The following is a 12897-nucleotide window of genomic DNA, read 5'->3' as shown; positions in this document are numbered from 1 at the left end:
CGACTCAGACACCGATACAGAAGAGACAACCATGCGATGTCGACATCCAATGACCAAGCTGTTTGCGCTCTGTAGCCTGCTGGCAATGTCCCTGCTGCTGCAGTGCGCAGCCCACGCGGCCGCGCCTTTTGCACGTACCTCCGCGCCAGGCTTCTACCGTTTCATGCTGGGCGGTTATGAGATCACCGCACTGAATGACGGCACGCTGGAATTGCCCGTTGACCAGTTCCTAACGAACACCACACCGCAAAAGGTCAACGCAGCGCTGGCCAAGAATGACCTGCAAAGTCCGCTCGAAACGTCCTACAACGCGTTCCTCATCAATACCGGCGCCAAACTGATTCTGGTCGATACCGGCGCAGGCCACCTCTTCGGCTCGCACCTGGGGCGGCTGTCAGCCAACATGAAGGCCTCCGGTTACGCGCCGTCCGAGGTCGATGAAATCTACATAACGCACATGCACGCAGACCATATTGGCGGGCTGACGACGGATGGAGAGATGTGCTTTCCTAATGCGATCGTCCGCGTCAATCGTCGTGAGCTGGATTACTGGCTAAGCGAGGCGAACATGGCCAAGGCGCCCGAGGGCAATCGCGGCGACCAAAAGGGCACCTATCGTCGCGCCATGACGATCATGGCGCCCTACATCAAAGCGGGCCGCGTACAGCCGTTTGACGGCGAGCAAGCGCTGAGCCCCGGCATCCGTGCGTACCAGAGCGCCGGACATACGCCCGGGCACGTGGGCTACATGATCGAGAGCGAGGGAAATCGCTTGATGGTGGTGGGCGACATCGTTCATGTCGCGGCCGTCCAGTTTGAGGATCCGACCGTTACCGTTTCGTTCGACAGCGACAGCCGGTTGGCGGAACAGGAACGCATCCAGGAATTCAATCGCATCGCACAGGACAAGATGCTCTTTGCCGCCGCGCACGTTCCTTTTCCCGGACTCGGGCGCTTGCAGGCGGACCAGCGCGGCTTTCGCTGGATTCCCGTCAACTACTCGGCAGGCAAATAAGCGCCAACGGGTTTCTACCCCTTCGCGAAAACGCCACACCTCACTCCGCGCCCTGCGTCGGCATGAAGTCCTGTGCCGCTTTCACAAGCCATGTCCGCAGCGCCTGGAGCGGCGGGTAGTCGGCACGGCTCGTCGGCCAGGCGAGGTAGTAACGCTCAGCGCTCTCCATCTCGGGCACATGCGGCAATGCACGCACCAAATCGCCTTGCTGCAGTTCGTGGGTGATCAGAAAACGCGGCAGCAACGCCACGCCGAGCCCCGCCACTGCAGCTTGCGCGGCGGTGGCAAATTGGTCGAACAGCATGCCTTGGGGTTCTGCACCTGCCACCTGATGGCTCGCCAGCCAACGCGGCCAGGCATCGGGACGGGAGGCCAGATGCAACAGCGGCGCATGCAGCAGATCCCGCGGCTGCGCAAAGTCGTAACGGGCCAGCAGCGCCGGGCTGCAGGCGGGGACGACGGTTTCGCTCATCAGCAAGGCCAGCTCTGCCCCCGGCCAGTGCGGCGTACCGAAATGGATGGCCGCGTCCACCGCCTCCAGTTGAAAGTCGAACTGCGACAGCCGCGTCGTCAGATTGATGGTGATGCCGGGGTGCTCGTCAAAAAACGCCGGCAGGCGCGGCGCCAGCCAACGGGTGCCGAAGGTCGGCAGGATGGCCAGATTCAAGCTGCCGCCCTGCGGATTGGTACGAAACCCCACCGTGGCGCTGGAGATGCGCATCAACGCGCCGCGGATTTCCTCCGCATACGCCTGGCCTGCCGCGCTCAGCCGCACGGTCTGGCGTTCGCGCACGAACAGTTCGGCGCCCAGGCGATCTTCCAGCGCGCGGATCTGGCGGCTGACGGCGCTTTGCGTGAGGTGCAGCTCGGCGGCGGCCGCCGTGAAGCTCTGGTGGCGCGCGGCGGCCTCGAACGCGCATAGCAGGGACATCGGCGGCAGAAAGCGGCGAGACAGGAACATGGAAGCGCAGAAGTTGTGCGGTGCGAAAGTCGCCCGGTCATTCTAATTTGGAATGACCTCAGGCCGGATTATCGTTTGACCGCCGCTCATTAGCCAACCTAGCATCGCTTCACCACTGCCCAATCCAACTCAGTCATGAGCGCTGCGCATCAACTTCCCGCGTCGAACTTCATCCACGCAAATGAAATCCGCTCGCGCTTTTCGCGGGCCATGTCGGCCATGTACCGGGAGGAGGTGCCGCAATACGGCACGCTGGTCGAGTTGGTGGCAGACATCAACGCCAGCACGCTGGACGCCCAACCCGCGCTGCGCGCGCAGATGGCGCAGTCGGGCGAACTGGAGCGGCTGGATATCGAGCGCCACGGCGCCATCCGCGTCGGCACGGCCGCCGAGCTGGCCACGCTGCGCAGGCTGTTTGCCGTCATGGGGATGGAACCGGTGGGTTACTACGATCTGTCGGTGGCCGGCGTGCCCGTGCATTCGACGGCGTTCCGCCCAGTGACCGACGCCGCGTTGCTGGCCAACCCGTTTCGCGTGTTCACCTCGCTGCTGCGGCTTGAGTTGATTGCCGACGCTGCCCTACGCGACAAGGCCGCTGCCATCCTGGCGCGCCGGCAGATCTTTACCCCGCGCGTGCTCGAATTGATCGCCCAATGCGAAGCGGACGGCGGCCTGTCCGACGCAGATGCCGACACGTTCGTACGCGAGGCGCTCGAGACCTTCCGCTGGCACAGCACCGCCACAGTCGACGCCGAGACGTATCGCGCGCTGCAAGCCGCACACCGTCTTGTGGCCGACGTCGTGTGCTTCCGCGGCCCGCACATCAACCACCTGACACCGCGCACGCTCGACATCGACGCCGCCCAGGCCGCCATGCCCACACGCGGCATGGATGCCAAGGATGTGGTGGAAGGCCCGCCGCGCCGCGACTGCCCCATCCTGCTACGCCAGACCAGCTTCAAGGCGCTGCAGGAAGCGGTGCGCTTTACCGACGATGCAGGCGCCCACACGGCGCGCTTTGGCGAAATCGAGCAGCGCGGCGTGGCCCTCACGCGCACGGGTCGCGCGCTGTATGACCAACTGCTGGCCGAGGTGCGCAGCATGGGCAATGCCGGCAGTGCCGCACCCAACTACGGAAGCCGATTGGCCCAGGCGTTCCGCGCCTTTCCCGACAGCCATGACGCGCTGCGTGCGCAAGGGCTGGCGTTCTATCGCTACACGCTTACGCCGTCGGGCCATGCAGAGGCCGACGCAGCCGCGGCAGCCGATTTGTCGTTGGATGAACTCCTGGCCAAGGGCTGGGTGCAGGCCGACCCCATCACGTATGAAGATTTCCTGCCGGTCAGCGCGGCCGGCATCTTCCAGTCCAACCTGGGTGGCGAAGAGCAGAAGCAGTATCAGGCCCACGCGGCGCAGCAGGCCTTCAAGGCCGCGCTGGGCGCACGCGTGCATGACGAAATCGCGCTGTACGAAGCCGCGCAGCAGCGCTCCATCGATCAGGTGCGCGCCGTGCTGCACGGCACGCCCGCGGTGGACGCCGCATGACCGGCCCGCACACGCCTGCCGCCATGCCCGGCTTTGCCGCCCCGTTTGCAAACCCCGCCGGCTCGCCCATCCGTGAACTGTTTCCGTACCTCAGCCAGCCGGGGATGATCTCGCTGGCGGGCGGTTACCCGTCGCCCAGCCTGTTCGACGCTGAAGGCCTGGCGCACGCCGCCGCGCAAGCCATGACGGGCGATGCGCAGGCCTTGCAGTACGGCGCGACTGAAGGGCTGCCCGTCCTCCGCACAGCCCTCGCCGCATTGATGGAAGCACGCGGCATCCAGGCCAGCGCCGAACAGGTGATGGTGACCACAGGCTCGCAGCAAGCCTTCGACCTGCTGGTGCGGGCGTTGATCGAACCGGGGGATACGGTGCTGGTGGAAGTGCCGGCCTACCCTGCCACGCTGCAAGCCTTGCGCTTGGCGCAGGCCCGCATCGTGCCCGTACCGATGGATGAACACGGCCTGCAGACCGATGCACTGGCCGACCTGCTGCATCAACTGCCTGCCACGCAGCGCCCCAAGCTGCTCTACACCGTCCCGAATTTTTCCAACCCGCGCGGCACGCTGCTCGCCGCCCAGCGGCGCGAAGCCCTGGTGGAGTTGGCCTGCACGCACGGCTTCTGGGTGGTGGAAGACGATCCCTACGGCGAGCTGCGCTTTGATACGGCAGACGGCGACGCCGCTGCCATGCCACCCACGCTGCGCGCAGTGGGCGATCGGCTGGCCGTCGGCGACATGAACCCGGTGGTGTATCTCTCCAGCCTTTCCAAGACCGTCGCACCTGCGCTGCGGATCGGCTGGATGCTGGCCGATGCCGGCCTGCTGCGCCGCTGCGCCATCGCCAAGCAGACGGTGGATCTGTGCACGTCTCCTCTGGCGCAGATGGTGGCGGCGCGCTACCTGGAAAGCGGCCGCTATCCGGCCACGGTGCAGCGCACACGCGTCGAATATCAGCGGCGCATGCAGGCGCTGGTGCAGGCCATGGCCACGCAGCTGGATGGCCGAGTGCAGTGCGCCGCGCCGGCGGGCGGCATGTTTGTCTGGGCCACGTTCTTACCGTCGATCGACCCGCAGGCGCTCTTCGACGCCGCCGTGTCGCAGAAGGTGCTGTATGTGCCCGGCAAGGCGTTCTACCCGGACAACGCGCAACTCAACACCATGCGCCTGTCGTTTGCCGCGCCCGAGGTGCCGCAGATCGAACAGGCAGTGCAGCGGCTGGCGGCCGCCGTCGCGCTGGCCATGCGTTGACGCCTCCTCAGACAGACACCACCTTCATCGCATTGCCATGACTCCCGACAACCTGATTCCGGCCTTGCGCGACATCGTGGGCGACGCCAACGTTCTGACCGGCGACGACTGCGCCGAATACGAATCCGATTGGCGCCAGCGCGTGCGCGGCAAGGCGCTGTGCGTGGTGCGGCCCGACTGCACGGCCGATGTGGCTGCGGTCGTGCGCGCGTGCGCACAAGCCGGTGTGTCCATCGTGCCGCAGGGTGGCAATACAGGGCTGGTGGAAGGCTCGGTGCCCGATGCCAGCGGCGAGCAAATCATCCTGAGCCTGCGCCGCATGCAGACCGTGCGCGCCATCGACGCCGCCAACATGACGATGACGGTGGACGCCGGTTGCGTGCTCCAGTCGCTGCAGGGCGTGGCAAGCGATGCCGGCATGCTGTTCCCGCTGAGCCTAGGTGCGGAAGGCAGTTGCACCATCGGCGGCAACCTGGCGACCAACGCGGGCGGCACGCAGGTGCTGCGCTATGGCAATGCGCGCGAGCTGTGCCTGGGGCTGGAAGTCGTGCTGGCCGACGGCCAGGTCTGGGAAAACCTGCAAGGCCTGCGCAAGGACAACACCGGCTATGACCTGCGCAATCTGTTCATCGGCAGCGAGGGCACGCTGGGCATCATCACGGCGGCCACGCTGCGGCTGTATCCGCAACCGGCCGCGCAATTGACGGCGTGGGCCGCGGTGCCTTCGCTGCAAGCCGCCACGGCATTGCTGGCGTTGTCGCACCGGCATCTGTCTGCGGCGCTCACGGGTTTTGAGGTGATGAGCCAGGAAGGGCTCAGGCTGGTCGACACGCACTATCCGCAACTGCGCGTGCCGATGTGGCGCGAAACGATGTGGTGCGTGCTGCTGGAAGCGTCCGACAGTGAATCGGAGGCGCATGCCCGCGCACAGTTCGAACACCTGCTGGAAACGGCGATGGAAGACGGCATCGTGACCGACGCGATCATTGCCGAAAACATCCGGCAAGCGCACGACCTGTGGCACATCCGCGAGAGCATCACCCTGGCCCAGGCCGCCGAAGGGCCCAACATCAAACACGATGTCTCGGTGCCGATCTCGCGCATCCCCGAGTTCGTGGCGCAGACCGATGCGCAACTGCACGCGCTCGCGCCCGGCCTGCGGCTCATCAACTTCGGGCATCTGGGCGACGGCAACCTGCACTACAACGTACAGCCGCCGGCCGGTGCGGACGCTGCGGCGTTCGTTGCCGCGCATGAGGCTGCGATTGGCGATGCGGTGTACCAGTCCGTCCACCGCTTTGGCGGTTCGATCTCGGCCGAGCACGGCATCGGCGCGCTCAAGCGCGACCACCTTCCGCACTACAAGGCGCCGGTGGCCCTGCAGTTGATGCAGACGATCAAGCAGGCACTCGACCCGCAATGCCTGCTGAACCCGGGGCGCGTGCTCGAACGGCGGCCGGGTCAGATGGCGCGATAGGTATCGCTCACGGCCATCGACTGCATCGGGCGGCGCAGCGTCGGATCGAACGGATTGATCTGCGTAGTCAGGCGATTGGCCTCGCGCAGCAGCATGTCGTAGACGATGGGCAGACGATCGGCGCTCAGGCGGTTGGCGAGCGTACCCACGGAAAGCGCGGCGACGACGTTGCCGTTGCGATCGAACACGGGCACGGCAATACCGGCCATGCCTTCGAGCAGCCCGTCCGTCTTGGCGCTGTAGCCGCGCTCGCGTGCCTTCCTGACCTCGGAGCGCAGATAGACCTCGTCGTAGACGCTGTAGTGCCGGATGCGCGGCAGGTTGTAGCGCAGCACTTCCTCCTGCTCGGCCTCGGGCAGGTGCGCAAGGATCACCAGCGCGCCCTGGCCGACGCCGAGTTCGATCCGGCCGCCCACATCGCCGGTGAAGGTTCGAATCGGGTATTGCCCCTCCACGCGGTCCAGGCATACCGCATCGAAGCCCGAGCGCACCAGCAGCAGCACCGTGTCGCCCAGGCTGGCATTCAACCGCAGCAGGGCCGGCCGGGCGACGGAGCGCAAGTCGTTGACCGCGCCCGCCTGGGCCGCCAGGCAGAAGAGATCCAGGCTCAGGCGGTACAGCTTGTTCTGCTGATCCTGCTCGACCATGCCCTCCTGCGTCAGCCCCTGCAGCAGGCGGTGCGTGGTGGCAGGCGTCATTCCCAGCGTCTTGGCCAGGTACGTGACGCGCACACCTTGGTGCTGCTGCTCCGCCATGGTGCGCAAGATCTGGAAGGTGCGGTGCATGGCGCTGCGCTGATGCGCGTCGTCGTCGGAATCTACGGACATAAAGCTGGAATGGACTGAATTTGGTTGATCGATTGTATTCCGATGAACGGAATAAATACGAGAAAAATTCCAACTACAGCGTATACACCTAGGCGAAATCGATGTTTTGGCACACCTGTTGCAATAGCATATTCATATTGTTCAATTGGAAGAGTCTGGCGACGCCCCCGGTCGCAAAGGATCACCGATGAGTTTTCTGCGCCTGAACCATGTCTCCAAGCAGTACGGCGACCTCCGGGTCGTCCAGGACTTCAACCTGAACGTGCACAAGGGCGAATTCGTCTCGCTGCTGGGCCCATCCGGCTGCGGCAAGACGACCACGCTGCAGATGATTGCGGGCTTTGCAGAGGTGACCGAGGGCTCGATCGAGCTGGACGGCAAGGACATCACCCGCGCAAAGGCCAACGCGCGCGGCCTGGGGATCGTGTTCCAGACTTACGCGCTGTTTCCGCACATGACGGTGCGCGAGAACGTGGAGTTCGGGCTGGAGATGCGCAAGTGCCCGGCAGCGGAACGCCGCGAGCGCGCCCTGCAGACGCTGGCGCTCGTGCATCTGGACAAACATATCGACCGCTACCCGCGTGAGCTGTCGGGCGGCCAGCGCCAGCGCGTGGCCCTGGCACGCGCGCTGGTCATCAAACCGCCGGTGCTGCTGCTGGACGAGCCGCTGTCGAACCTGGACGCCAAGCTGCGCGAAGAGATGCAGTTCGAGCTGCGTGAAATCCAGCGCAAGGTCGGCACGACCACCATCATGGTCACGCACGACCAGGCCGAAGCCATGTCGATCAGCGACCGCGTCGTCGTCATGGAAGCGGGCCGCATCACGCAGGTGGATACGCCCCTGGCGGTGTACGAGCACCCGCGCAACGCGTTCATCTCGACGTTTGTCGGCAAGGCCAACCTGCTGCATGCGGCAGTGGTGTCCGGTGCCGATGGCGAACGTCGCGCAACGGTCGGGGCCGTGCAACTGGCACTGCCGCCTGGCACGCCCCTGGGCAACAAGGTCGTGCTGGCGCTGCGCCCCGAAAAAATGACGTGCAACGCCGACGGCACCGGCCGCTGCGAAGGCCGCGTGACCGAACGCTTCTTCCTCGGCAATCAGTGGATGTACACCGTCGACACGCCGCTTGGCGCGATGCTGGTGTCCGCCGTGAACGATGGCGATGCCCCGCGCGAAGTGGGTCAGACCGTCGGCGTGGATTGGGAAGACCGCTATGTGCGCGTGATCGGCACCCAGGGGACCGCAGCATGAGCCGCAGACCGATCTGGGTGCCGTGGAGCATGACCGGCCCTGCGCTGGCGCTCTTCGGCGTGATGCTGTTCGTGCCCCTCGCGCTGAGCGTGATGCTGTCGTTCAACGCATTCGACGCCGACAAGGGCCCGATTGCGGGCACCTTCACGTTTGCGCACTACCTGCACGTGGTGCAAGACCCGTACTACTACGAAATCTTCTGGCGCACGCTGCGCGTCTCGGCGCTCGTGACGCTGATCTGCATCCTGATCGGCGCGCCCGAGGCCTACATCCTGAGCCGGATGCGCAAGCCCTGGCGCTCGATCTTCCTGCTCATCATCCTTGCGCCGCTGCTGATCTCGGTCGTGGTGCGCGCATTCGGCTGGAGCATGCTGCTCGGGCCCGAAGGCCTGATCAATGCGGCGTTCAAGGCGGTCGGCATCGGCCCGGTCAAGCTGCTGTACAACGAGACGGCCGTGGTGATTGCGCTGGTGCACGTGATGCTGCCGTTCATGGTGATTCCGGTGTGGACGTCACTGCAAAAGCTCGATCCGTGGGTGGAAAACGCCGCGCTTTCATTGTCCGCATCGCACTTCACGACGTTGCGCCGTGTGGTGCTGCCGCAGGTCATGCCGGGCATTCTGTCGGGCAGCCTGATCGTGTTCGGCCTGGCGGCCAGCTCGTTCGCCATTCCGGGCCTGCTGGGCGGGCGCCGCGTGAAGATGGTCGCCACGCTCATCTACGACGAATACCTGAACGAACTGAACTGGCCGCTGGGCGCAGCCATCGCGCTGATCCTGCTGGCGGCCAACCTCGTCATCATGCTCGGCTGGAACCGCATGATCGAAGGCCGCTACAAGAAGACGTTGGGCTGAAGGAGCGCACATGCAAAAGAACGGACCGCTCGCGCTCATCTTCAACGCGCTCGTCATCACCTTCATGCTGGCCCCGCTGGTGATCGTGTGCATCGTCGCCTTCACGCCCGAAGAAACGCTCACGCTGCCCACCAGTCATTTCTCGCTGCGCTGGTTCGACCAGGTGCTGCATCACCCCGACTTCGTGCAGTCGTTCTGGAACAGCCTCTGGCTGGGCCTGGCGGCAGCCACGCTGTCGACCGCACTGGCGGTGCCGGCAGCCATGGCCATCGTGCGCTACCGCGCGCCGGGGCTGCAGTATCTGCAAGGCGTGTTTCTGTCGCCGCTGATCATTCCGCACCTTGTGCTCGGCGTGGCGCTGCTGCGCATGTTCTCGCTGGTGGGCGGGCAAGGCAGCTTCGGCTGGCTGATCTTCGCGCACGCGCTGATCGTCACGCCGTACACGATGCGGCTGGTGATGGCGGCGCTGGTGGGCTTTGACCACTCGGTCGAGCACGCCGCCTATTCGCTGGGCGCAAGCAGCTTGACGGTGTTCCGCCGCATGACGCTGCCGATGATCCTGCCGGGCATCACGGGCGGCTGGCTGCTGGCCTTCATCAACAGCTTTGATGAACTGACGATGTCGATCTTCGTGGTGTCGCCCGCCACCGTCACGCTGCCGGTGCGCATGTACATGTACGCCACGGAATCGCTCGACCCGATGATGGCCGCCGTCTCGGCGCTGATCGTCTTCCTCACGCTCGCGTTGATGCTGCTGCTGGACAAGGTCTACGGCCTGGACCGAATCCTGATCGGCAAGCATTGAGACAGAGATCACGATGAATGCTCCTGCAAACCGCTCTGCCTGCGCGCAGCTCCAGCGCCTCAAAGAGCGCAACCGCCCCACGGTGGCCTTCGTGCTGGACGGCCAGCCCGCTGAAGCCCTCGCCGGGGACACCGTCCTGACAGCCGTGCTCACGCACACACGCCAGTTGCGCATCAATGAATTCAGCCAGCAGCCGCGCGCCGGCTTCTGCCTGATGGGCGCATGCCAGGACTGCTGGGTGCGGCTGGCCGACGGCAGATCGCTGCGCGCCTGCCAGACCATGATCGAACCCGGCATGCACATCTGCACGCAGCCGGCCGGCAACGAGGGAGCCGCGTGATGACGCAACCCGCCCCCACGCTGCAGCGGCAATCGCAAGTGGACCTGCAGCCCGTCATCATCGGTGCCGGGCCGGCAGGTGTGCGTGCGGCACAGACGCTGCTGGCGCACGGCCTCAAACCCGTCGTGCTGGATGAAGCGCCGCGCTCGGGCGGCCAGATCTATCGCCGCCAGCCGGACGGCTTCGCCCGGAGCGCCGCAGATCTGTACGGCACCGAAGCCGAACGTGCGCAGGCAATACACGCCACCTTCGACCGCCTCCAACCGCAGATCGATTACCACCCGCAGACCCTGGTCTGGAATGCCCAGCCCGATCTGCTCGACCTGCTGCACGTGCCAACGCGCGCGGTCAGCAGCCTGCCCTGGCGCGATGTGATCGTCGCGACCGGCGCCACCGACCGCGTGCTGCCCATCCCAGGTTGGACGCTGCCCGGCGTCTATACGCTGGGCGGTGCGCAAGTCGCGCTCAAATATCAGGGTTGTGCGATTGGCGATGCCGTGGTGTTTGCCGGCACCGGCCCGCTGCTGTATCTGGTGGCCTGCCAGTACGCGAAGGCCGGCGCGAATGTCGTGGCGGTGCTCGACACCGCACCGGTCTCCGCGCGCTACAAGGCGGCACCGGCCATGCTGGGCCAGCCCGCCGTCATGGCCAAGGGGTTGGCGCTGGTCTGCTGGCTCAAGCTGCACGGCATTCCCATGCATCATGGCGTGCGACTGCTGCGCGCCGAAGGCGATGCGGCGGTCGAGCAGCTCGTGTGGCAAGACAGCGCCGGCCGCGAACAGCGCACGGCGTGCTCCGCGGTGGGCCTGGGCTACGCGCTGCGGCCCGAAACCCAACTCGCCGACCTGCTGGGCTGCGCGTTCGAGTTTTCTGCGCTGCACCGCTGCCATGTGCCGCGCATCGATGCGATGCGGCGCAGCTCCGTCGCGGGCGTGTATCTGGCGGGCGACGGCGCGGGCATCATGGGTGCCGACGCAGCCGAGTACTCCGGTGAGTTGGCCGCGCTCGCCGTGTTGCAGGATCGGCAAATCACCGTCGATACCGATCGTGTGGCTGCGCTGCGCCAGCGCCTGCAGAAGATCGAGCGGTTCCGCCACGCGCTGGAAATCGCCTTCCCGTTTCCCGATGACTGGGCCGCGCACGCCAGCGACGACCTGGTGGTGTGCCGCTGCGAAAACGTCACCGCGGGCACCCTGCGCCAGACGGCCGCGGAATGCGGCGTGCATGAACTGAACCGCCTGAAGGCGCTGTGCCGGGTCGGCATGGGCCGCTGCCAGGGCCGGATGTGCGGCGCGTCGGCCGCAGAAATCCTGGCGCACGCGCAGTCCGTGCCGCTGGCACAGGTGGGGCGACTGCGCGGGCAGGCACCGATCAAGCCGCTGCCGCTGGATGTGACCGAGGTGATCGAACCGGAGGACCACCATGCGTGAGCAGCTTGCATGCGACGTGGCCATCATCGGCGGCGGCATCATGGGCAGCGCCACGGCGCTGTTCCTGCGGCGGCGCGGGCTGGCCGTCACCTTGCTCGAACGCGACCTGTGCGGCTCGCGCTCCAGCGGCGTCAATTTTGGCGGTGTACGGCGCCAGGGGCGCTCCATCGAGCAGCTGCCGCTGGCCCAGCGTTCGCACGAGATCTGGGGGCGCCTGACCGAGCTGATCGGCACCGAGGCCGAGTACGAGCGCAGCGGGCACTTCAAGATCGCGCGCAGCGTGGCGGACATGGAATCGCTGGCCAGCTATGCAGCGCGCAGCGAGGGGTTTGGCCTCGGGCTGAAGCTCATCGAGGGCCGGGCCGCGCTGCAGAGAGTTTTTCCGATGGGCGGCGAACAGATCGTCGGCGGCTCGCTGTGCCCGGAAGACGGACAAGCCAATCCGCGCCTGCTGTCGCCCGCGTTCGCTCGCGCCGCGCAGGCTGCCGGCGCCGATGTGCGCGAGCACGCGCCGGTGCAATCGGTCGAGCACGATGGTGCGCGCTTCGTCGTCCATGCGCGCCAGCATGATCGCGATCTGGAGGTCAAAGCCTCTGCGCTCGTCAACTGCGCGGGCGCCTGGGCCGCCCAGTTTGCCGCGCAATGGGGCGAGCCCGTACCGATGTTCACCATCCCGCCCACCATGGGCGTGACCGAGCCGCTGCCGTTCTTCCTGCCCTGGAGCCTGGGCGTGGAAGGTGGCGGCATTTACTGCCGCCAGGTTCGGCGCGGCAATGTGGTGTTCGGCGGCGGGCGCGGCTACGTGCTGGATGACCAGCGCGCACGCTCGTCGCACGTGGCGATCCTGCGCCAGCTGCCGCAACTGGCGGCGCTGCTGCCGCAGCTCACCGGTGCCCACATCATCCGCACCTGGAGCGGCACCGAAGGCAACCTGCCCGACGACCAGCCCGTGATTGGCCCCAGTGCCCGCCGCCCCGGCCTGTTCCACGCGTTCGGCTTTGCCGGCGCCGGCTTCCAACTCGGCCCGGGCGTGGGCGATGTCATGGCCGAGCTGATCGCCGAAGGCCGCACCACCACGCCGATCGAGCCCTTTTCCATCCAACGCTTTCTGCCACCCGCAGCTTGATGCACTTGATGCCCCAGG

At 66.1% G+C, this 12897-nt stretch carries 12 protein-coding genes; 10 read left to right on the top strand and 2 right to left on the bottom strand.

The annotated features are described in order from the left end of the window. The first annotated feature begins 49 nt into the window (after positions 1-49). The gene (locus tag R2676_RS11035) at positions 50-1015 is read left to right on the top strand and encodes an MBL fold metallo-hydrolase (protein WP_316857196.1); all 966 of its coding nucleotides are present in this window, start codon (positions 50-52) and stop codon (positions 1013-1015) included. 40 nt (positions 1016-1055) lie between these two features. On the opposite strand, the gene R2676_RS11030 is transcribed toward R2676_RS11035, so the two are convergent. Further along, positions 1056-1976 (bottom strand): LysR substrate-binding domain-containing protein, encoded by a 921-nt coding sequence (locus R2676_RS11030; RefSeq protein ID WP_206274630.1) that lies wholly within the window; start codon positions 1974-1976, stop codon positions 1056-1058. Between the two features lie 135 nt (positions 1977-2111). Between R2676_RS11030 and hglS the strand changes: the two genes are divergently transcribed. From hglS to R2676_RS11015, 3 genes are read left to right on the top strand one after another with little or no spacing between them, the layout of a single operon-like run. Then, complete coding sequence (gene hglS / locus R2676_RS11025; protein ID WP_206274629.1) at positions 2112-3521, top strand: 2-oxoadipate dioxygenase/decarboxylase HglS; 1410 nt, start codon at positions 2112-2114, stop codon at positions 3519-3521. Then, positions 3518-4768 carry an aminotransferase-like domain-containing protein gene (locus tag R2676_RS11020; protein ID WP_206274628.1) on the top strand — a complete coding sequence of 417 codons (1251 nt, stop codon included), beginning with the start codon at positions 3518-3520 and terminating at the stop codon, positions 4766-4768. The genes hglS and R2676_RS11020 overlap by 4 nt, the downstream gene beginning before the upstream one ends. A 37-nt stretch (positions 4769-4805) precedes the next feature. Continuing rightward, positions 4806-6245: an FAD-binding oxidoreductase gene (locus tag R2676_RS11015; RefSeq protein WP_206274627.1), complete on the top strand. Its 1440-nt coding sequence runs from the start codon at positions 4806-4808 to the stop codon at positions 6243-6245. On the opposite strand, the gene R2676_RS11010 is transcribed toward R2676_RS11015, so the two are convergent. Then, positions 6230-7072 carry an IclR family transcriptional regulator gene (locus R2676_RS11010; RefSeq protein ID WP_206274626.1) on the bottom strand — a complete coding sequence of 281 codons (843 nt, stop codon included), beginning with the start codon at positions 7070-7072 and terminating at the stop codon, positions 6230-6232. The two genes, R2676_RS11015 and R2676_RS11010, sit on opposite strands and share 16 nt — an antisense overlap. 187 nt (positions 7073-7259) lie before the next feature. Here R2676_RS11010 and R2676_RS11005 point away from each other — a divergent pair, with 187 nt between their 5' ends. From R2676_RS11005 to R2676_RS10980, 6 genes are read left to right on the top strand one after another with little or no spacing between them, the layout of a single operon-like run. After that, positions 7260-8324: an ABC transporter ATP-binding protein gene (locus R2676_RS11005; RefSeq protein WP_206274625.1), complete on the top strand. Its 1065-nt coding sequence runs from the start codon at positions 7260-7262 to the stop codon at positions 8322-8324. Beyond that, entirely contained in the window at positions 8321-9178 is an 858-nt protein-coding gene (locus R2676_RS11000; protein ID WP_092971011.1) for an ABC transporter permease, read from the top strand. Before R2676_RS11005 ends, R2676_RS11000 begins: the two co-directional genes overlap by 4 nt. Positions 9179-9188: 10 nt before the next feature. Then, positions 9189-9983: an ABC transporter permease gene (locus R2676_RS10995; protein ID WP_027679828.1), complete on the top strand. Its 795-nt coding sequence runs from the start codon at positions 9189-9191 to the stop codon at positions 9981-9983. 13 nt (positions 9984-9996) lie between these two features. Next, positions 9997-10323 (top strand): (2Fe-2S)-binding protein, encoded by a 327-nt coding sequence (locus R2676_RS10990; RefSeq protein WP_206274624.1) that lies wholly within the window; start codon positions 9997-9999, stop codon positions 10321-10323. Further along, positions 10323-11753, top strand: coding sequence for an FAD/NAD(P)-dependent oxidoreductase (locus tag R2676_RS10985; RefSeq protein WP_206274623.1), 1431 nt, complete (start codon positions 10323-10325; stop codon positions 11751-11753). Before R2676_RS10990 ends, R2676_RS10985 begins: the two co-directional genes overlap by 1 nt. After that, positions 11746-12879 (top strand): NAD(P)/FAD-dependent oxidoreductase, encoded by a 1134-nt coding sequence (locus tag R2676_RS10980; protein WP_206274622.1) that lies wholly within the window; start codon positions 11746-11748, stop codon positions 12877-12879. Before R2676_RS10985 ends, R2676_RS10980 begins: the two co-directional genes overlap by 8 nt. The last annotated feature ends 18 nt before the right edge of the window (positions 12880-12897 follow it).

Origin of the sequence: Ralstonia flatus, from assembly GCF_958439105.1 — a bacterium.
Taxonomy (GTDB): domain Bacteria; phylum Pseudomonadota; class Gammaproteobacteria; order Burkholderiales; family Burkholderiaceae; genus Ralstonia; species Ralstonia flatus.
The sequence above is the reverse complement of the archived record's forward strand: the minus strand, read 5'-3'. Positions and strand labels throughout refer to the sequence as shown.